At 47.2% G+C, this 19454-nt stretch carries 20 protein-coding genes; 1 reads left to right on the plus strand and 19 read right to left on the minus strand.

What is annotated here, in order from left to right; genetic code table 11:
• Positions 1 to 86: 86 nt before the first annotated feature.
• The 17 genes from NNL21_RS09225 to NNL21_RS09305 form a co-directional block, all read right to left on the minus strand.
• Complete coding sequence (locus NNL21_RS09225) at positions 87 to 1424, minus strand: UDP-glucose dehydrogenase family protein (protein ID WP_204817429.1); 1338 nt, start codon at positions 1422 to 1424, stop codon at positions 87 to 89.
• Between the two features lie 38 nt (positions 1425 to 1462).
• A complete protein-coding gene (locus NNL21_RS09230) occupies positions 1463 to 2578 on the minus strand; it encodes a hypothetical protein (RefSeq protein ID WP_204817427.1) in 1116 nt (371 codons plus the stop codon).
• A gap of 17 nt (positions 2579 to 2595) precedes the next feature.
• On the minus strand, positions 2596 to 3966 hold the full coding sequence (locus NNL21_RS09235; protein ID WP_204817425.1) for a sugar phosphate nucleotidyltransferase: 1371 nt from the start codon (positions 3964 to 3966) through the stop codon (positions 2596 to 2598).
• 23 nt (positions 3967 to 3989) lie between these two features.
• Positions 3990 to 4988 (minus strand): glycosyltransferase, encoded by a 999-nt coding sequence (locus tag NNL21_RS09240; protein ID WP_204817423.1) that lies wholly within the window; start codon positions 4986 to 4988, stop codon positions 3990 to 3992.
• A gap of 6 nt (positions 4989 to 4994) precedes the next feature.
• Positions 4995 to 6041: an NAD-dependent epimerase gene (locus NNL21_RS09245; RefSeq protein ID WP_204817421.1), complete on the minus strand. Its 1047-nt coding sequence runs from the start codon at positions 6039 to 6041 to the stop codon at positions 4995 to 4997.
• Positions 6042 to 6066: 25 nt separating this feature from the next.
• Positions 6067 to 7359 (minus strand): flippase, encoded by a 1293-nt coding sequence (locus NNL21_RS09250; protein WP_204817419.1) that lies wholly within the window; start codon positions 7357 to 7359, stop codon positions 6067 to 6069.
• Positions 7352 to 7915 (minus strand): serine O-acetyltransferase EpsC, encoded by a 564-nt coding sequence (gene epsC / locus NNL21_RS09255; RefSeq protein ID WP_204817416.1) that lies wholly within the window; start codon positions 7913 to 7915, stop codon positions 7352 to 7354. Before epsC ends, NNL21_RS09250 begins: the two co-directional genes overlap by 8 nt.
• Positions 7916 to 7934: 19 nt before the next feature.
• On the minus strand, positions 7935 to 9212 hold the full coding sequence (locus NNL21_RS09260; protein WP_204817414.1) for a UDP-N-acetylglucosamine 1-carboxyvinyltransferase: 1278 nt from the start codon (positions 9210 to 9212) through the stop codon (positions 7935 to 7937).
• A 38-nt stretch (positions 9213 to 9250) separates the two neighbouring features.
• A complete protein-coding gene (locus tag NNL21_RS09265; protein WP_204817412.1) occupies positions 9251 to 10486 on the minus strand; it encodes a glycosyltransferase family 4 protein in 1236 nt (411 codons plus the stop codon).
• 28 nt (positions 10487 to 10514) lie between these two features.
• Complete coding sequence (locus tag NNL21_RS09270) at positions 10515 to 11579, minus strand: glycosyltransferase family 4 protein (RefSeq protein WP_204817410.1); 1065 nt, start codon at positions 11577 to 11579, stop codon at positions 10515 to 10517.
• 33 nt (positions 11580 to 11612) lie between these two features.
• Positions 11613 to 12926, minus strand: coding sequence for a hypothetical protein (locus tag NNL21_RS09275; protein WP_204817409.1), 1314 nt, complete (start codon positions 12924 to 12926; stop codon positions 11613 to 11615).
• Positions 12917 to 13906, minus strand: coding sequence for a GDP-mannose 4,6-dehydratase (gene gmd / locus NNL21_RS09280; RefSeq protein ID WP_204817407.1), 990 nt, complete (start codon positions 13904 to 13906; stop codon positions 12917 to 12919). Before gmd ends, NNL21_RS09275 begins: the two co-directional genes overlap by 10 nt.
• Before the next feature lie 18 nt (positions 13907 to 13924).
• Positions 13925 to 14863 carry a GDP-L-fucose synthase family protein gene (locus NNL21_RS09285; protein WP_204817405.1) on the minus strand — a complete coding sequence of 313 codons (939 nt, stop codon included), beginning with the start codon at positions 14861 to 14863 and terminating at the stop codon, positions 13925 to 13927.
• Between the two features lie 24 nt (positions 14864 to 14887).
• On the minus strand, positions 14888 to 15586 hold the full coding sequence (locus NNL21_RS09290; RefSeq protein WP_204817403.1) for a sugar transferase: 699 nt from the start codon (positions 15584 to 15586) through the stop codon (positions 14888 to 14890).
• 14 nt (positions 15587 to 15600) lie between these two features.
• Positions 15601 to 16491 (minus strand): UTP--glucose-1-phosphate uridylyltransferase GalU, encoded by an 891-nt coding sequence (galU, locus tag NNL21_RS09295; protein WP_204817401.1) that lies wholly within the window; start codon positions 16489 to 16491, stop codon positions 15601 to 15603.
• A 236-nt stretch (positions 16492 to 16727) separates the two neighbouring features.
• Complete coding sequence (locus NNL21_RS09300; protein WP_204817399.1) at positions 16728 to 17396, minus strand: CpsD/CapB family tyrosine-protein kinase; 669 nt, start codon at positions 17394 to 17396, stop codon at positions 16728 to 16730.
• Complete coding sequence (locus NNL21_RS09305) at positions 17377 to 18123, minus strand: YveK family protein (protein WP_204817397.1); 747 nt, start codon at positions 18121 to 18123, stop codon at positions 17377 to 17379. The genes NNL21_RS09300 and NNL21_RS09305 overlap by 20 nt, the downstream gene beginning before the upstream one ends.
• Before the next feature lie 388 nt (positions 18124 to 18511).
• Here NNL21_RS09305 and NNL21_RS09310 point away from each other — a divergent pair, with 388 nt between their 5' ends.
• Complete coding sequence (locus tag NNL21_RS09310) at positions 18512 to 18880, plus strand: helix-turn-helix domain-containing protein (RefSeq protein WP_204817395.1); 369 nt, start codon at positions 18512 to 18514, stop codon at positions 18878 to 18880.
• A 73-nt stretch (positions 18881 to 18953) separates the two neighbouring features.
• Here NNL21_RS09310 and NNL21_RS09315 read toward each other — a convergent pair whose 3' ends face one another.
• Positions 18954 to 19091: a hypothetical protein gene (locus NNL21_RS09315; protein WP_204817393.1), complete on the minus strand. Its 138-nt coding sequence runs from the start codon at positions 19089 to 19091 to the stop codon at positions 18954 to 18956.
• 120 nt (positions 19092 to 19211) lie between these two features.
• Positions 19212 to 19379, minus strand: a complete 168-nt coding sequence (locus NNL21_RS09320) for a hypothetical protein (protein WP_204817391.1) — start codon at positions 19377 to 19379, stop codon at positions 19212 to 19214.
• Between the last annotated feature and the right edge of the window lie 75 nt (positions 19380 to 19454).

Genomic DNA, 19454 nt, shown 5'->3' on the forward strand with positions numbered 1-19454 from the left:
CCCCAAAGCTTGTTGCTACTTTACGTCTCATTATACAACATTAGATACATATTGTAACTTTTTTATGAGTAAATATCCTTTTTTTCTCAAAAAAGTAATTGAGGCGTTTTCTCTCTCACGCCTTTGTTCATATTTGGCCTGCCGACGGAGTAATAAATCAGCCCGGTATTGGCCACTTCCTCTTCCTTGTACATATTGCGGCCATCGATCAGATTCGGTGATTTCAGCCATGACTGAATGGTCGCCGGCGAGATTTTCTGGAACTCCTTCCATTCCGTCAGAACGCAGAGCGCGTCGGCGCGGAGCGCCGCTTCTTCCGCCGAATCGCAATATTCGATCCGAGGCGAATTCAGCTTCTGCATGAAATTGGACGTCGCGATCGGATCATACGCCTTTACACTTGCGCCCCGTTGCAGCAACGAAGTTATAATTTCGAATGCCGGCGCATCCCTTACGTCATCCGTCTCCGGCTTGAACGCCAAACCCCAAATAGCAATCGTCTTGCCATTTAGCGTATCCAGTATGGATTCCAGCTTGCGGATAACGTTGAATCGCTGGTCGCGGTTCACTTCGACGACGGACTTTAACAGTTTGAATTCATAATCGACGTGCCCCGCGATTTGAATCAGCGCTTCCGTATCCTTCGGAAAGCAGGACCCGCCATAGCCGATTCCAGCTTTCAGAAACGAGGAACCGATCCGATTGTCATGTCCCATGCCCACGGCCACCTGAGTGACATCGGCGCCGACCTTCTCGCAAATATTGGCGATTTCGTTAATAAACGATATTTTGGTCGCCAGAAAGGCATTGGATGCATATTTGATCATCTCCGCGCTGCGAACGTCGGTGAACAAGATGTTGTCGGTCAGCGTCTTATGCAGCTCCGCAAGCGCCTGGCGCGCATCCTCGCAGTCTGAGCCGATGACGATCCGATCGGGATTCATCGTGTCGCGCACGGCCGAGCCTTCTCTGAGGAACTCCGGGACCGATGCGACCGAAACCGGGTAGGCCGTATTACCGCGGATTAGACTGCCGATTTTTTCATTCGTGCCGACAGGAACGGTACTCTTCGTCATGATGATTTTGTGTCCGTTCATGGCAAGTGCGACTTCTTTGGCCGCTTCCATGATGTAGCTCAGGTTGGCTTCACCGCTGGGCATGGAAGGCGTTCCGACTGCCAAAATAACAATGTCGGCGTTACCTACCGCAGAAGTCAAATCAGTCGTGAAACGAAGCCGGCCCGCTTCCGCATTCTTCTTAATCAGCTCCTTAAGCTCCGGTTCATAAATCGGCACTTCCCCTTGCTGCAGCATCTCGATTTTTTGGCTCATTTTATCCACGCAGGTCACATCATTACCGATATCCGAGAAACAAACGCCGGATACAAGTCCTACATAGCCGGTACCGATTACAGCCAGTTTCATCCTTATCCCTCTCTCTCTCTTGTTCGCATCTTTCTTAATCACATCACCAATGCAGCTAAATAATCACTTATAACTTGCAGAGCATCCTGCTCTTGTTTACATTCAACGCTCACTTGAGCTTGAGCTTCATGATGCGTCCTAATGGATGTAAGAAAAGGCTCCGTAACCATAGCCCGCTTCAATTGCTCCCATTCGATAAGCCGGTAAGGATGCCGGCCCTTCAATGCTTCGACCGTATGCCGATCCTCCGCGAAGAAATTTCTGTCCAGCAGCACAAGTGGCTTATTCAGCTTTACCGCCTCGCTGACCGTTCCCCAGCCGGGTTTGGTAATGACCACGTCGGCGATAGCCACGTAATTTTGCGATTCCGTGTAATCTCCGGGTATTCGAAAGACGTTCTCACGTTCAATCGCCATATTGCTCGATACGATAAACCGACACCTGTCGTCTTCCCACATCGCAAGCTCGGATAAGTCATGTACATCGACGCTCATGCCTAAGGCAAAAAACACAATGCATTTGGAGCGGTCCGGATTGATTCGCGCCCTAAGCTTCGTAATCTCCCATTCATCCGGTACTCGGCAAAAGAACTCCGTTCGAATGGCGTCACGGCGTCCCCAGTGCGGCTCTTTCTCTGCACCCGGCAGAGCGATAAAATGATCCATTTGTGAATAGGCATCATAAAGTGGCGCAAGCCGCCCTTCTTCCAGCATCTGTTTGTAAGCTGTAAACCAAGTAAAGTTGGACAATCCAACGGATCGGATGTTTACTTGGTTTGCAGCCAACAAAGGGATTGGTGAAATGTCCGAAACGACCAGACTCGCCTTGTTCTGCAACAAAAAAGCTTTCTCCCTCTCCACTTCACCGGGAAATGATGCGATATAAGCCTCATACCTTTTGCTCATAAGATCCAAATCAAGTTCGATCGAACCTTCTTTCAACAAATAACCCAGGTCGCTCGACACTTGGTGATATTCAATTTCCGCTTCATTACAATCCTTCAAGGAGGCCCGGATAAAGGCAAGCGCGCGGGAAGAACAGACGATCAACCGAAGCCGGCAACGCGACTGCCGTATCAAGCTTCGAATAATGGCTATGCTTCGAGCCGCGTGTCCAAGCCCGTAATCCGAAATATAGTAGCAGATCGTTATCATACAGCTATGAACCTTCCTTACATTTTGATGCAGTGCTCGGCAACTTCGTCCCATGTTCGATAAAGCTCTACCACTTGGTTTGCGTCTTCCTGCATACCGCTTTGCACCACGATAATTTCGAGCTCTGTAATGGCACGGACGCCATGCAGTGTCTTCATCGGGATATGAAGCACATTACCCGCTTTCACATGCATGAAGTTTCCGTTCTGGAGAAATTCACCTTCGCCCTTGACGATCGTCCACACTTCTTCCCGTTTGGAATGAAGCTGGTAGCTCAGGTTCTTGCCAGCGTTAATGGCGATGCGCTTGGTCAATACGCAGCGTCCATCCTCATAATTCTGGTCGTCCAGGATGCGCTGCCATCCCCAATGTCTTTCCTCATACATCGGGCCTTGATCGTAGTTAATAAAATCTTTTATCCGCGGGCTGGCACTTTTGTCGGTGACGAGAATACCGTCCGGACTGACTGCAACCACGATATTCGACAAGCCGAGAATCGATACGGGGATATCAATTTCGTTGATAAGGTGGGTGTTGTGGCAATCGCTGCTGATTGTGCCCCAGCCAATCTGCTTGTTTTTCATCTCTTCCGTTAACGTATTCCAAGTGCCAAGATCCTTCCAATACCCGTCATAGGGCAAGACGACGATATCCGCCGCTTTTTCCACCACCTCATAATCGAAGCTGATCTTCGGAAGCGTATGATACTGCTTCGCCAACTCCTCGTATTGAATGGCATACCCGTTCTTCTCGAGCAGTCCGATAAGATAGCCCAGCTTGAATGCGAATACGCCGCAGTTCCACAAGGCATGCTGCTTGATCAACACTTCGGCTTGCTCTTCAGACGGTTTCTCCCGGAATCGGCTTACCGTTTGATACGCCGACACGCTCGATTCCTGTTCCTCCGGAATTATGTAGCCATATTTGGAGGATGGGTACGTCGGCCGGACGCCGATTAACGCCAGATCTGCGCCCGAAGATTGAAGTACATTCTCAAGTTGTTTGACCGATTCAAAGAAATGATTCTCCACATACGGGTCCACCGGCAAAATGGTGACCACTTCATCCAAACCCGTCCCTTTAAACGAATAGAGATACGTTGCGGCCAAAGCGATTGCAGCGAACGTATCTCTTCTTTCGGGTTCTATAATTAACGGCACATCGGAACCAATTTGATTATGCATCATTTCGATTTGCGATTTGCTCGTCGCGATAAAGCTGGAATCTCTTAAACCATTAGCTGCAATTTGACTCCAGACGCGCTGGACCATGGATACCATTTCCCGATCTTCATTTTCCAGCACCTTCAAAAATTGCTTGGACCTTGCATCGTTGGATAACGGCCACAAACGTTTGCCCGATCCACCGGATAGCAGTACGAGTTTCATCCCGCTCTCCCCTTTTCATTGGTTTACGCCGTCTGTTTCTGCTGTTCGCTTGCATATGGCGTCGTGCTCCGGCCTTTATTCAAACTTTTCGCCATTATGCGTTTCAGCAGTTTGCTGCGGTTCAAGGCAAGTAGACCGAGATGTGTACATACGTTATACAAGGTTATCTTCTGATCCATGCTCTTCCGATTAATGGACAGCGCATCTGAAATCCCCCTCCGGTAGAGCGCGGTCAATGAGAACCGCCATAAAATTCTGGCCAGCCGTCCCGTTCGATTCCAGAAGAAAGAAGCTTGCATACCATATCTATCGATCAAATCCGGCTGATTCCGCATTCTCAGCTCGATACACTGTATGCACATTTCACAGAAATAAAGCTGCATCATCGTCTTATCGATTGAGGCGCTGACACTATCCGGCAGCCTGTATCGTCTATACAGCGTCTCCGGAACGATGGCAATCTGCGAGAATAAGCTCATCCTTAACCATAGATCGTGGTCTTGCGCGAATTTGAAAAACTCACGGTACCCGCCCGCCTGCGTATAGACGCTTCTACGGAACATGACTTCTCCATGGTGTAGAAAATTGGCCTGTATCAATTGTTTCGTCACATCACCGGATGGATCTATTTCGGCTTTATCCACATAGGAATTACCGGTCATCATATTAACATTCTCCACGTAGCAGCTTACGAGGCCCACTTCCGGCCGTGACTGCAAGAGCTCCACTTGCCGCTCGATTCGGGTTTCGTACGAGAAATCCCCCGAACCATGGATCGCGATGAAATCGCCAGTTGCATACTTGACCGCTTTTATGATGGACTTGACGAACCCCATGTTGTCGTGGGTGATCACTTTCAAGCGCGAGTCATTGAAGGACATCAACTTGTCGAGCGTACCGTCAGTCGAGCCGTCGTCAATGGCGATGATTTCAATATCCGAATAGGATTGATTCAATAGACTTTGTATCGAGTCGATCACGAAATTCTCCCGATTGTAATACACCGTCACGATGGATACCATTCATCCTCACCTCAAGCTTACTGATTGGACGCCATCATTACGAATGGACGCATAATAGTGAACATACCAATCCAGAAATTTTTCCAAACCGTCTTCAATGGATGTCGAAGGCTTGAAATCGATATCCCGGATCAAATCGTCTACATCTGCGTAAGTAGCATGAACGTCACCCGGCTGCATCGGAACGTATTCCTTAATCGCCGTTTTGTTCAACTTCTTCTCGATGGTGGAGATAAAGTGGCCTAAATCCACCGGGTTGTTGTTCCCGATATTATAGATCCGATAGGGCGCGGTACTCGTGCTCGGATCCGGATTGTCGCTCTGCCATTGTGGATTCGGCTCGGCCTGCTTGCCGATCAGCTTCACGATCCCCTCAACAATATCGTCGATGTAGGTAAAATCGCGCTTCATGTTTCCATGGTTGAACACTTTAATCGGCTCGTTATTCAGTATCGCTTTCGTAAAGGAGAAGTACGCCATGTCCGGTCTGCCCCATGGCCCATAGACGGTGAAGAAGCGGAGCCCGGTAGTTGGCAGTTTATATAAATGGCTGTATGTGTGCGCCATCAACTCGTTGGCTTTCTTCGTTGCCGCGTACAAGCTGACAGGATGGTCGACATTATGCGTTACCGAGAACGGCATCAGCGTGTTTGCTCCGTAAACCGAGCTCGAAGATGCGTAAATCAAATGCTCGGCTTTATGATGCCTGCATGTTTCTAGAATGTTCATGAAGCCCGCTAAGTTGGAATCGACATACGCCCTGGGATTCGTGATGCTGTAGCGAACCCCAGCTTGCGCCGCAAGGTGTACGACGACGGAGATATCGTTTTGCTTGAAAATATCGTCCACCTGCTCATGATTTTCAAGATGGCACAAGTAGAATTTAAAGTTCCGATGCTCTTTCAACAGCTCCAGGCGCGACCGTTTCAGACCGGGATCATAATAATCGTTCATATTATCCAGCCCGATGACATCGCAACCTTCGTTCAGCAATTTATTCGCGAGATGAAATCCGATAAACCCGGCTGCTCCGGTCACCAATATTTTGGCCATGCCTCCACCCTGCTTTCTCCACTAATTATCTCTTTAAATCACTGCGCTTTATAATGAGTAAATCCTTCATTCCAACGCCTGTTCGGCGCGAATAAATGATCAAGAATAGGAAGCCGCCGATCACATAGCTAATCGAGGAAGCGATTGCCGTTCCGTTAATATTGTAGAGCGGAATAAGAACATAGTTTAACGCGACGTTCAGGAATAGCGGCAGAATATAGGCAGCCAGGGCAAACAGCGGCTTCCCTCTTCCCGCCAAGTCCGCATTCAGCACTTTAAAGAAAAACATGATGAATATGCCCGGAAGTAGGAACCGGATGACGCTGGCCGCATCGGCAAAATCTTTGCCATACAGCACGTTCACGATCATCGGTGCAAATACCCCGATAAACAGACAAACTGCAAGCGCGACCGGAAGCAGTATCCGCAGAAGTTTGGCCGCCCTGTTGATCGCCTCCTCCTCCGTCTTGCTGTTGGCGCTCTTGGCGAACAGCACCATTCCGGCTGCCGCCGGAAGCTGCCAGATCAGTTCGGCCAACACCGTCCCGACCGAAAATATGCCGATCGAGCGTACATCCGATAACTGCTCCAGCATCAGAATGTTGATCCTGTAGTTAAGCTGCAGAACGAACAGCGCCAGTGCGTAAGCGATCCCCTTCTTAAGAAACTGCCCGGGAAGACCCTTCACATAGCCTAACCGAAACGGGGCCAGCTTTCGTACCATTAAATACGATTGAACAGCAAACATCAGGGCCAGCAGAAGGTTCACGATTGACGCACCGAGCACCTCAAGCCGCAGGAGCCCGACTAGGATAACGACGCCGGCAAGATTGATCCCAATGTTCCAAAGCTCCAAATTGTTGATTTTGCCGATTTTATCTTTCCCCTGCAGAACGCCGTTCGTATATCTGGCGAACAGATTTAACGGAACGCTTAGGAGTGCGATTAGCAGCAGTGTTATATCGTACTTGCCGAAGTAGAATAAACCGTAGTAGCCGAAAATGCACAAGACGGAAATGACCGACGTAAGGGTCCAGAGCAGATACGTGGTCTTGATGATGTCGTCGATCGGATAAACTTTCTGACCCACATAGTAAGCTGTCGCCTGACGGACCCCCAAGTCGGCGATCGTAATCATCAGTGTCGGCACCATAAAAATGAGCGTCACGACGCCTCTTCCCTCCGCCCCCAGCATTCTGGCAAGCAGGATGGAGATAATGAAACCGCCAAATAGCGTGATGCCCCTCGTGATGATCGTGGCGACGATGTCTTTTGCCGTTTTGGACTGCGTCCGGCGGGCAGTAGCGATTTCAGCCAATTTTATCAACTCTTTTTTCGATAGTCTTAGCCGGTACGCCGACCGCCACCGCATTCGGAGGAACATCCTTGATAACGACGGCATTCGCTCCGATTACGGCATTTCTTCCGATCGTTATATTGCCGATAACTTTTGCGCCCGCATAAATGACCACATTGTCCTCGATGATCGGGTAAGCTCTTTCAAAGCCCGACTTCCCATGACTTCCCAGCGTAACTTGCTGATAGATCGTGACATTGTCGCCGATTAAGACATCATCACCGATGACTATCCCGGTCGGGTGAGGCATCTTGAGATTCGTGCCGATTCTCGCCCGCTCGGAAATATGGCATTGGAACACAATCTTGCTGATGTAAGAGAATACAAGTACCAGCAACTTATGGAGCTTCGATTTGTGTTGGAGATATCTGGTGTGCCGATATAAGAACAGTACTTGAAAGTTCAGGGATATGAAGAAGATCAACGTTTTTTTCTTCCAAGATTTTGAATTGGCGCAATCGATCAGGTCTTTTCTAACCTGTCTCAGCACATCCCGATACGTATGTTTATCGTCCACAAGGATTCCTCGTTCTATATTAGGAATGATGACTTTCAATGTCCGCACCCAGCTGCTGCAGCTTCTCAATGATGTTCTCGTAGCCGCGCTCAATTTGGCTTACATTGCCGACGACCGTCGTTCCTTGCGCAACCAATCCCGCTAGGACGCAAGCGGCGCCGCCTCGAAGATCCGTTGCGTTCACATCGGTGCCAAGCAGCGGTATGCCGCCTTCGACAATGGCCGTATTCCCGAACGAATAGATGTTTCCGCCGAACTTCTTCAGTTCGTCGACATATTTGAATCGTTCCGTGAATCGCAAGTCAGTTATTGTGCTTTTACCGTCTACGACAAAAGCCAGCGCTGCGAAGATCGGCTGCATGTCGGAGTTGATGCCGGGATACGGAGCCGTGAACAAATCGAACGATTTCTTCGTTTTTTTGCCCGATGCGTAAACCGCGCCTCCCCACTCGAACACTTCGACGCCGATTTCGCGCAAATGCCGGACATCTTCTTTAATGAAGTCCAGGGAAAAGTCAGGGATGCATACTTCCCCACCAGTCATCGCCGATGCGATGATGTAGGTGACGGCCTCGTCCCAGCCCGGCATAACCGAGTATCGCACGCCGCCCTTGATCTTGTTGGCGCCTTTTATGGTCACGACCCGGTTGGAGCACTCCACATTGGCCCCCATCAGGTTCATCAGCTTTGCCATCTCCATGATTTCCGGACGCGTGTTGGCGTTCAGAATCGTCGTTTCACCTTCGGCAATCGCGGCTGCGATCATAATATTTTCGGTACCCGAGGTTGTCGGCAAGTAAAATTCGATTTGGGCGCCTACGTTGCCTTTCGACGTAACGAGGATGCCTTCTTCGGTTTCTTCTACGGTCGAGCCTAATTTGCTTAAGCCCATCAGATGCAGATCATATTTGCGGTCGCCGATTTTGCATCCGCCCGGCATCGGAAGCAGCAGCTCCGACCCGAAAGCCGAGGCCAAGCCGAGCAGCAGCAGAGAGTAACGGATTTCGCTGGCAATCGGGTTAACCGCCGTGTTCGGGAAGCTCCCCCTGGCGCAGGAAACGGTATTCCCGTCCACCTGAATGTACGCGCCCGCTTCGCTTAAGATTTGAATCAATATTTTGACATCCCGCAAATTAACCGGAACATTATCGAGCACGGTCGGCTCCTCGCCCAGGCAAGCTGCCGCGATCATGGGAAGTGCGGCGTTCTTGGCACCCGATAAACGCACCGTTCCGGAGAGGGTATTCCCGCCTTTCACCACGAATGTTTTGCTTTGCGTCAATGTCGTAACCATCATATACACTCCTATCCGAATTTAAATCTATCTTTATGCTACTAGATGGACAACAACAGCTTTCTGTACTTCTCGAGCGACAATTCGCGCCGCAGATGCTCTTCCAGATAGGCACGCCCCCGAGCGCCGAATTCTGCCAGTTGATTCGGATTGAGGCTTTGCAAATAGCGAATTTGCCGGATCGCGCTCTCGTAATCCTGCGGTTCGGCCACGACCCCGCATTGGCTCTCCTGAATAAGGCGATGGGCTTCGCTTTCGCTTTCGAGTATGCCTAATACAGGCTTCCCGGCAGCCATGACGCCGTATATTTTGCTTGGCACCGAAACCCCTTTAATACCTTTCTGGTTCACGACCAGATGGACGTCGGCAGCGTTTAACGAGTACTTCAAGCTTTCTTTCGGTTGATAGGGCAGGAAATGCACCTGCGTTAATCCGTGCTGGCTCGCGTAATCCTGCATTTGCTTCTTCACGGCGCCTTCGCCGATAAAGACGAAGAGGAGATCTTTGATGTTATTGAACTCTCTGGTCATCTTGATCAAATTTTCCAGATCGTAGTAGAGTCCCAAATTTCCTGAATACATGATGATGAACTTGTCTTTCCAGCCGTTCTCTTCAATGAACGCCGCTACTTTCGGATGCTGCTTCGTAAGCGGAACGATTTCTTGTTCATTCGTCCAATTGTTGATCACGGAGTTCTCCGTAACCTTCTGGTTGTTAAACCGTTTGAACAGCGTCTGCTGCATATCCTGGCCGACGATAATGACGTGATCGGCCCATTTGCAATTGAGGGTATCCATCCATTTGGCCGCTTTGAAGACCAGTTTGTTCTTCGTAAAGCCGACCGCTTCCGCCTGCTCCGGATTAAAATCCTGGATGTTGTAAATATGCTTCGACCGTTTCAGAACTTTACCGATAGTGCCGATCAGCCCTCCTAATATCGGAGGTTGAGATATCGTGTAAATGTAGTCAACATTTTTTTGCCGAAGCACCAGCAGATTCGCATAAAAGAAGTAGGTTGCAATATACCGAAGCCTGCTCAACTTGTTTTGTTTATCCACTTCGGGAAGACGGATTCGGATAATATTGATATTTTCCAGCCGGTCATGCACGATCCGCTTCCCCTCTTCATTCTTCTCGCCCGCATAGCCGGGCTGTTGAGCAATGACGGTGATATTGAAGTCGTGCTGCAGGTGCAGGCATAATTCCGTCAACAATTGACCTGTAGAAGCGTAGTCCGGATAAAAATAATTAATAACAAAGACAATATTACGCTTCATGCCATGACCTCTTTCATCATTCACTCTTTCAGACCTCATCCATTATGACTTCCAGTCTCTTGATGTAGTCGATTTCCTTGAATTTGGCAAGCGCCGTCCTTCGGTTCTCGTTCGCGAAATCGATCAACTTCCGATTATCAGCAAGCAAATTCTTGACGACGGTCACGATTTCCTCTGGCGATCTCTGTTTGACCAAATATCCGTTATCCGAAGAGACAATGTCCGGTATTCCGGCATGATTCGTCGAAATAATGGTTAGCCCGTTACCCATCGCTTCGATGATGGATATCGGTTGTCCTTCGATTGGATAATACGTCGGTAGCGCGAACACATCACTTCGCGAAAGCAAGTCCTTCTTCGCGTCTCCCGAAACGATGCCATGATACTGGACATAGCCTTCCAGACCGTTATGCTTCACATAATTAAAAAATTCGGCCTTGTCGGTTTCGTTGAAAAATTTTCCAGCAAAATGAAATACGACTCTTTCACTCCGAAGCGCTTTGGCCGCGCGAAGCAGCTCGAAATAACCTTTACTTTTAATAAAATTACTCAAGTAGAGAATTTCCAACCGGTTTTTCCCTTCTGCAAGAAGGGAAAGTTTACGCTTGAACTCCAGTTCGCTTAGCAGCGATTCGTCTTCGATGCAATTCTCGCATATTCGAACCTTCTGGGGGATTAACACATCATCAAACAGGTCCTGCAGCCTCTTGCTCAATACGATCATGACATCGATTCGCGAAATCAGCTTTTTGTTCAGCAGACGCTGAAGGGGATTAAACCGTTTGTAGAGCTCCTTATAATAGCCGCCGTGATAATGAATGACGACCTTCTTCTTTTTCCGTAAGAGCCGCCAAAGTATAAACATGTCTCTAAGGTTGCCGAATTTCGAATGTGAAATGGTGAAGTAATACACGTCCGCATCGATTTGTTCCACCTTGCCCAGATGGCCCGCAATTTTCTTGTTGTTCGTGATGTCGACGAAGGATAAATCAAACTTCTCATTAAAATACTTGGAGTCGATGATCGTCTGCAGCGCCTTGGATAACCCGTGTATCGGCGGCGGAAATTGCCCTACTAAACAAATTCTCTTCATAAATGCCTCACCTTGGATCATGGATTACGGAATTCATAGCTGATTCAGAGCCATTCTCCCGGCTATCTTCCTGTTATACTTGTTTAACATCAGATCGAGCTGCATAAAGCCGAAGAAAATGATGACACCATATGAAGTCAGTTTAAACAACGTAATGGGGTCATACGCGAACCAACGCGGGAACGTGACGACGACCATAATGATATAGAATAAAAAATAGGGATTTTTCGTTATATAAAGCTTATTGATGATCCATGCCAGAAAAACGGCGATCAACACGACCCCGATATAGGAAAGCCATACATAAAAATAAGCACTGATCAGCCCGCCTCCTCCGGATGGCGTATAGGATTTCGAATATAAGGAGACGTTGGCTTCGCTTGCGGCAAATTTGGACGGCAGGAAGATCCGCTCGATATACCCGATGAACGAATGGAGCCGAAACGAATCGTTGAAGATATTCTCCTTAACAAGCCCTACATACACGGACGAACTGTAAAAGACGTCTCCTTGGTTGCTTTCGAGGTAGGGTGAGCCGTTCTCTCCGATTTTATAGAACGAAACCGTGCCGATTCGAACCTTCTCAAACACGCTCATTAACGAATATCCGACCAATGTCCCTATCCAGAACAACACATTGGAAATCCGTTTCTTATCAACGTACAGCACGAATAACAAGATGATCAGCTGCAGCGATTCGATCCTTCCTTCGGCTATCGTATTTTTTGCGATGTATAAAACCGAAAGAATTAGGATTATGGCATTTCTAAAACGTTGATTGCCCGAGAACACATAAGCCACAAAGGTGAAAACAAGAAAATATTCGTTGATTGCCAGCCCTTCGGTCAACTGGGGCCCTTTACCAATTGATTCGGTAAGATTATGTCCTGTCTTCCCGGCAGCCAGAATGAAGGACATAACCGCAATGCTGATCCCGTACAGCATCAGATTGTCTTTCATATTCACTTTCCCGATTAACGTTTCTTTGTTCTTGTTCACCTTGTTTCCGATGAAGAGATAGAGAACAAACAGAAACAGGACATGCAGGAAAAGTACCGATTCAAACAGTTCTTTGCGTGCATACGGCTCATAGTACGCAATATTAATACCGTATGAAAAATACGGGATCAGGTTTAACAAATACGTCAGCATAAACAAGAAGACGAGCTGAAGAATCTTGCTGTTTTTCAACTTGTGCACCAGAATAATGTTCAACAAGATGCCATAATAGAGCAGAGCATTATTCTCGTTGAAGTAGTACCAATAGCACATGACCAATGCGCCAACGAGAATCACAACGTATTTCGACAGAAAGTCTTTGCTAATCCTCGCAGACGCTACGTCCATTGTAATGATTTTCCATGTGTGACGGATTCATATTTTTGGAGGTCGGAAATGACCATCATTTTCACCAGCTCGTCGAAGCTGACATCCAGCTGCCATCCCAGATTCTCCTTCGCTTTGGTGCAATCCCCGAGCAGCAGATCCACTTCGGCCGGACGTACGAACTTCTCGTCAAGGACGACATGATTCTTCCAATTCAACCCGACGTATGAGAACGCGATTTCCACGAATTCTTCGACGGTATGCGTTTCGCCGGTCGAAATGATGTAATCGTCGGGCGCATCCTGTTGAAGCATCAGCCACATCGCTTTGATATAATCCCCCGCGAATCCCCAATCCCGCTTCGCATCCAGGTTCCCGAGCCGGAGTTCGGTATCGAGACCCAGCTTGATTCTCGCGACGGCGTCCGTTATTTTGCGGGTAACAAACTCTAGGCCCCGTCTGGGCGATTCGTGATTGAACAAAATGCCAGAGCATGCAAACATGTTAAAGCTTTCCCGATAGTTGACCGTAATCCAATGTCCGTATACTTTTGCGACGCCGTAAGGACTTCTAGGATAGAAGGGCGTCGACTCTTTCTGCGGCGTTTCGACGACTTTGCCGAACATTTCGCTGCTGGATGCCTGATAGAATCGCGCTTCCGGTTTCATGATCCGAACGGCTTCCAACATATTCGTAACCGCCAATGCCGTCATTTGCCCGGTCGCGACCGGCTGCGGCCAAGAAGCCGCGACGAAGGATTGTGCAGCCAAATTATATACTTCGTCAGGATTCGAGACGCGTACCGCTTCAATCAGCGATGCCATATCCGTGAGATCGCCCGAAATCCATTCGATCTGATCCTTGATGTGTTCGACGTTCTCGTAGTTCGGCGTACTCGTCCGCCTTCTCAGGCCGTATACTTTATAGCCCTTCTCCAGCAAAAATTCCGCCAGGTAAGAACCGTCTTGACCGGTTACACCCGTAATAAGCGCGCTTTTCATCCTTTATTCCTCCAATGACTAAGCTATGGTTTGATATTCTTTCCGGAACTCGGCATATACGGCTTTCAGCCCGTCTTCCAGCGATATTTTGGCTTGCCATCCCAACGCGTTGATTTTGGTCACGTCGACTAATTTTCTTGGCGTGCCGTCCGGAATCGATGGGTTGAATGCGATGCCGCCTTCATACCCGACGACCGATTTGATTAGTTCCGCCAATTCTTTTATTGAAATGTCATGACCTACGCCGATATTCACGATCTCGCCGTCTTCGTAATGCGCCATCAGGAACAAGCACGCATCCGCCAGATCATCGGAGTGAAGAAATTCCCGCTTCGGATTTCCCGAACCCCATACTTCAACGGTCTTAGAATTGCTTTCCTTTGCCTCGTGAAACTTTCGCAGCAAGGCAGGCAAGACATGCGACGATTTCAAATCGAAGTTGTCGTTCGGCCCATACATATTCGTAGGCATAACCGAAATGAACTTCGTCCCGTACTGACGGTTATAGGATTGACACATGTTTATGCCGGCAATTTTCGCAATGGCATACGGCTGGTTTGTCGGCTCCAATTCGCCTGTGAGCAAATACTCTTCTTTGAGCGGCTGAGGGGCGAATTTCGGATAAATACAAGTCGAACCCAGGAAAAGCAATTTGCTGACATCCGTTTGATAGGCCGCATCGATGACATTGGTTTGGATCAGTAAATTATCCCGGATAAAATCGGCCGGATAATCATTGTTTGCTGCAATCCCGCCGACTTTAGCCGCAGCCAAAAAAACATAGTCGATTCGCTCTTCTTCGAAAAAGGCGAGCACCTGCTGCCGATCTCTTAAATCGAGCTCAGAGCTTGAGTGATAAACGAGATTTTTGAAGCCCTTATTTACCAGCGCTCTCAAAATAGCCGAACCGACCAAACCTTTATGGCCTGCCACATAGATTTTGGAATTAATCTCCAATATAGACACCTCAATTTTGTTGTCCTAGAATGCGTCTTTCGAGCCGAATAAGACTTTGACCGTTTTGAATATGATCTTGAAATCATAGATTAAACTTCTTCTTTCGATATACCTCAAGTCCAGTTCAACCATATCTTTGAAACTCAACTCGTTTCGCCCGCTGACCTGCCACAGCCCGGTACAGCCTGGGGTTACTTTCAATCGGAGCTTGTCATAATTGGTGTACTCCGCCACTTCTCTGGGCAAAGGAGGTCTTGGACCGACAAGAGACATGTCGCCGCGGATGACATTCCAGAGCTGGGGCAATTCATCCAAGCTTGTCTTACGAATAAATTTACCGATCTTCGTAATGCGAGGATCTTCTTTCATCTTGAACATCGCGCCACTGACTTCGTTTTGTTCCAACAAATCGTTGAGGAGCTCTTCAGCATTGAACACCATGGACCGAAACTTATACATTTTAAACGGCTTTTCGTTCTTTCCGAGTCTTGTCTGATGGAAGAAAATCGTCCCTTTGGGATCTTCCAGTTTAATCAACAAAGCGATAACGACGAGTGCAGGAAGCAAGAATAGCAAGCCTATAAAGGCACATATAATATCGATGGCGCGCTTGGCCATCAAGTACAAACGTAAAGTTCGCCTTCTTTCTATTCCGTAAGTTGTATAACGGGGTCCGCCCTCCAAGAGAGCCTCTACTTCTTTTCTTTGGGGCGATGGAGCCATCGCAAATCACCTCATTATCGAATAATCTTGTTAGAATGTTCACGTTCAACGATTTCTTCCAAGGCCATCAGCAACGGTGCCCTCAATTCTTTATTTTTAAGCGCAAAATCCAACGTCGTCTTTATAAATCCCAATTTCTCTCCTACGTCGTAACGGGTTCCTTCAAAATCATAGGCGTACACGCCTTGGAACTCGTTTAACCGTTGAATGGCGTCGGTCAATTGAATTTCTCCGCCTGCGCCTTTCTCGTGTTTTCCCAGGAATTCAAAAATTTCCGGCGTCAAAACATAACGGCCCATAATCGCCAAATTCGATGGTGCCGTTCCCAGCTTCGGTTTTTCGACAAAGCGGTTTACTTGGCATAGATTCCCAACCGCATCGATCGGATCTACGATCCCGTAACGTTCGGTTTGTTCAAACGACACGGCTTGAACGCCGATGACGGATCGTTCCGTTCGTTCATATTGATTAATCAACTGCTTTATGCATGGCACTTCCGAGATGACGATGTCGTCACCAAGCAAGACCGCGAATGGTTCATCGCCGATGAAGTTGCGTGCGCACCATACGGCATGTCCTAATCCTTTAGCTTCTTTTTGTCTTATGTAATGAATATCGACGTTCGATGATTTTTGAACTTCTTCCAGTAATCCGTATTTCCCCTTTTCCATCAGATTTTGTTCCAATTCAAAGGCGATATCGAAATGGTCTTCAATCGCACGTTTTCCTTTACCGGTAACGATAATGATATCCTCGATCCCGGATGCGATGGCTTCCTCGACGATATACTGTATGGTTGGTTTATCAACAATTGGCAGCATTTCTTTCGGCATCGCTTTGGTAGCCGGGAGAAACCGAGTTCCTAAACCTGCAGCCGGTATAATCGCTTTGCGTACTTTTTTCATTCATCTCACCCTATCCTATTTTTTATTTATATATATATATTTGTTGAGTCTGGATGCTAAAAAATCGAGCTATCGATTTTGCAGAGTCGAAATCGATAGCTCGATTTTTTAGATAAGGGCATTCAACCCATCCTCACGTCATACCCTTGACAATAAATGTCTAAGGTCAATTAACCCACAGCATGACCGAGTGCCTACAGAGATAAAGGTGCAGTAGACATTACCTCTAAAGCTACTTACTTCCCATAAGTATAGTGAAGTTTCGCCTTAACATTTTTACGATTGATCTGGTTAAATACGACGCCGATCAAACGGGCATTAACATGCTCCAAGCTCACTTTCGCCTTTTTGACCAATTCTCGATCGACTTTGCCAGCAATAACGACCATGACGACTCCATCGCAAATCGTACTCACAACAAGACCATCAGTTGCGGCCAATACCGGAGGGGTGTCGAACAGAATGATGTCGTATTGTTCTCTCCATTCAATCAATAAATCGCGCATCATGTCCGAACCCAACATTTCCAGTGAGTCAGGTCCGCTGGTAATGAGTGATAAACGTTGCACGTTCGTTTCCTTCACAACTTCTCGCCAGTTATTCTGGCCGGCCAGAACACTCGATAATCCCACGCGATTCGCCATCGTGAAGACTTGGTGAAGAGTCGGATTTTTCGAATCCGCGTCAATCAGCAATACCTTCTTGCCTTCTTTGGCATAAGCGATGGCCAGGTTGCCGACTGTCGTCGTTCTGCCCTCGCCTCTCGTAGCCGAGGTAACCATGAGCACTTTCATTTGATGTTCGATGGATGAAAATTGAATGTTGGTTCGTAAAGTTCGATACGATTCGGAGATTGGAGAAGTGGGGTTAAATAAGGGAATCTTTTCATTGATTGATTGTCGCATAGTTTCCTTCACCTACTATCTGCTTTTTCGCATTTAACGGTTCACTGCGGTCCACTTTGCTGAACTTCGTCACGACCGCCAACATCGGAAGCCCTAGATCGTTCTCCAGCTCGGCTTCGGTTCTATAGGTATTGTCCAAATAATCCAGAAGAAATACGATTCCGAGCGCAATGATTAGGGAGACGATAAAACTGATCAACAAATTCGATACGGGATTCGTGCTTAACGGACCCACATTATCATCTACAATGGCTTCATTTAAAACCATCACGTTATCGACTTTCATGATGACCGGAACTTCTTTCTTAAAAACGCGAGAAATCGCATTAACACTTTTGGCTGCTTTCTCGTAAGAAGTATCCTTATAAAACAAGTTCATGATTTGAGAATTATTAGCCGATGTAATAGAAATTTTAGCCGCCAATTCTCTGGCCGTGACATTTAAATCAGGGTATTTCTCGACCACTTTGTTCATAATCGCTGCTGACCTGATAATTTCTTTATAGGAATTTATCATCATGATATTCGACTGTATGAGGCTCGCATTTGGCAATACTATGGCTTCCCCCGTTGCGGTTTGATTCACAACTAATTTTGCATTCGCAATGTAAGTGGGAGTCGTCATGTAATAGCTTCTGATAGCCGTAACGGCACATGCAGCTATGACGATTATTGCAACTAGCCAAAACTTTTTTTGGATGATTTTGAAGTAATGTTTTAATTCCACTTTTTGAGCCTCCATCGTTTCTTTATTAGTTCCCCTGCTGCAATACGCGGCTAAACAAAGGTCCTGAGGTTAACTCTTTCGTACCAACACCACCCAACCGGTCTAAAAATAATTTCATCAAAAGTACGCGAATCAACAGGGTATAATATATTGAGTAATATTTTGTTAAGACGTAGTGGGAGCGCGATTAAACAGATGCAATTGTGGAGAAAATATCGTGTATGATACGATATGTATCACTTGCAGTTTTTACTTTACGATACAGATCGTAACATGTCAACCCCTTTTTCATGCTTGTTACAATATTGCGACGTTTTGTTTCATTGAATGCAATTGGTTGCATTTCGTATTAATATGAGAATGGCAGTAGTTATTTAGGAGGCGTTGTATGAACATTGGTAGCCGGATTGCGAAATTGAGGGATGATCGGGGGTGGACTCAAGAACAGACAGCTGCATCTCTTGGGATCTCACGTGCTGCTTTATCACACTACGAGAAAAACCGCAGGGAACCAGATTCCGAGACATTATCCAAATTCGCCGACTTGTTTCACGTCTCTGTGGACTATTTGGTCGGACGAACAAAAGCGCCTCAAAGCATATTAGATGGACCGATACGTGAATTCGTCGACCAGTTGGAATTGTCGAACGAGGATCTGTTAAAACAATTTGATCTCACAATAGATGGACGAAAATTGACTCCCGAGGAAGCACGGCGCTTCATCGCGTTTGTACGTGCAGAACGCACCATGGAGTGATTCAATTTGTATCCGTCAGACATAAAACCATAGTCATGGCTGCCCGCCGACTATGGTTTTATTCGGGAATGTACTATTCATTGTGTAGAGGGGGTAAATCCTTAGGCCATCTTGCGCGATCAATTCCAAGCTGCTCTAGAATCGTGAGGACATCCAGCTCGACAACAGCTTGGGGAGTTTGTTCTTCTTTCAGCTGATCGTTTCTACTCATCTCTCCGACTCCTAGTCACACATACTCAATTTTATGTAATCAATTCCTCGCCATAACCTAAATTATAGCGATGTTATCACACAGAATCTGTCAGTTGGTCGGCACTATTCTTTACTATTATCATCCAATTTTGTCGAATCTGCCGCACATATGAATCGATCTCTTTTTGGATTGCTGCTGCTCCTGCCATTTATCTAAGCTTATGCCTAACTGCTCCAATAATACGGTAACTTCTATCGTTTTTTTGGATTTCGCACGCTCTGTAAGCGTTCTCTCTAATACCAGCATTCCAATGACCTCTCCAATCTCTATCTGTATTTCTTGCCACCACCTATTATAACCAAAAAAATCCAAAAATGTTGT

Origin of the sequence: Paenibacillus mendelii (assembly GCF_024498075.1) — a bacterium.
Taxonomy (GTDB): Bacteria; Bacillota; Bacilli; order Paenibacillales; family Paenibacillaceae; genus Paenibacillus_Z; species Paenibacillus_Z mendelii.

What these genes read in the sequence shown, in the direction of transcription:
- NNL21_RS09225 (WP_204817429.1), bottom strand. Translation starts at nt 1,424, where the DNA reads ATGAAACTGGCTGTAATCGGTACCGGCTATGTAGGACTTGTATCCGGC.
- NNL21_RS09230 (WP_204817427.1), bottom strand. Translation starts at nt 2,578, where the DNA reads ATGATAACGATCTGCTACTATATTTCGGATTACGGGCTTGGACACGCG.
- NNL21_RS09235 (WP_204817425.1), bottom strand. Translation starts at nt 3,966, where the DNA reads ATGAAACTCGTACTGCTATCCGGTGGATCGGGCAAACGTTTGTGGCCG.
- NNL21_RS09240 (WP_204817423.1), bottom strand. Translation starts at nt 4,988, where the DNA reads ATGGTATCCATCGTGACGGTGTATTACAATCGGGAGAATTTCGTGATC.
- NNL21_RS09245 (WP_204817421.1), bottom strand. Translation starts at nt 6,041, where the DNA reads ATGGCCAAAATATTGGTGACCGGAGCAGCCGGGTTTATCGGATTTCAT.
- NNL21_RS09260 (WP_204817414.1), bottom strand. Translation starts at nt 9,212, where the DNA reads ATGATGGTTACGACATTGACGCAAAGCAAAACATTCGTGGTGAAAGGC.
- NNL21_RS09265 (WP_204817412.1), bottom strand. Translation starts at nt 10,486, where the DNA reads ATGAAGCGTAATATTGTCTTTGTTATTAATTATTTTTATCCGGACTAC.
- NNL21_RS09270 (WP_204817410.1), bottom strand. Translation starts at nt 11,579, where the DNA reads ATGAAGAGAATTTGTTTAGTAGGGCAATTTCCGCCGCCGATACACGGG.
- NNL21_RS09275 (WP_204817409.1), bottom strand. Translation starts at nt 12,926, where the DNA reads ATGGACGTAGCGTCTGCGAGGATTAGCAAAGACTTTCTGTCGAAATAC.
- gmd (WP_204817407.1), bottom strand. Translation starts at nt 13,906, where the DNA reads ATGAAAAGCGCGCTTATTACGGGTGTAACCGGTCAAGACGGTTCTTAC.
- NNL21_RS09290 (WP_204817403.1), bottom strand. Translation starts at nt 15,586, where the DNA reads ATGGCTCCATCGCCCCAAAGAAAAGAAGTAGAGGCTCTCTTGGAGGGC.
- galU (WP_204817401.1), bottom strand. Translation starts at nt 16,491, where the DNA reads ATGAAAAAAGTACGCAAAGCGATTATACCGGCTGCAGGTTTAGGAACT.
- NNL21_RS09300 (WP_204817399.1), bottom strand. Translation starts at nt 17,396, where the DNA reads ATGCGACAATCAATCAATGAAAAGATTCCCTTATTTAACCCCACTTCT.
- NNL21_RS09310 (WP_204817395.1), top strand. Translation starts at nt 18,512, where the DNA reads ATGAACATTGGTAGCCGGATTGCGAAATTGAGGGATGATCGGGGGTGG.
- NNL21_RS09315 (WP_204817393.1), bottom strand. Translation starts at nt 19,091, where the DNA reads ATGAGTAGAAACGATCAGCTGAAAGAAGAACAAACTCCCCAAGCTGTT.
- NNL21_RS09320 (WP_204817391.1), bottom strand. Translation starts at nt 19,379, where the DNA reads ATGCTGGTATTAGAGAGAACGCTTACAGAGCGTGCGAAATCCAAAAAA.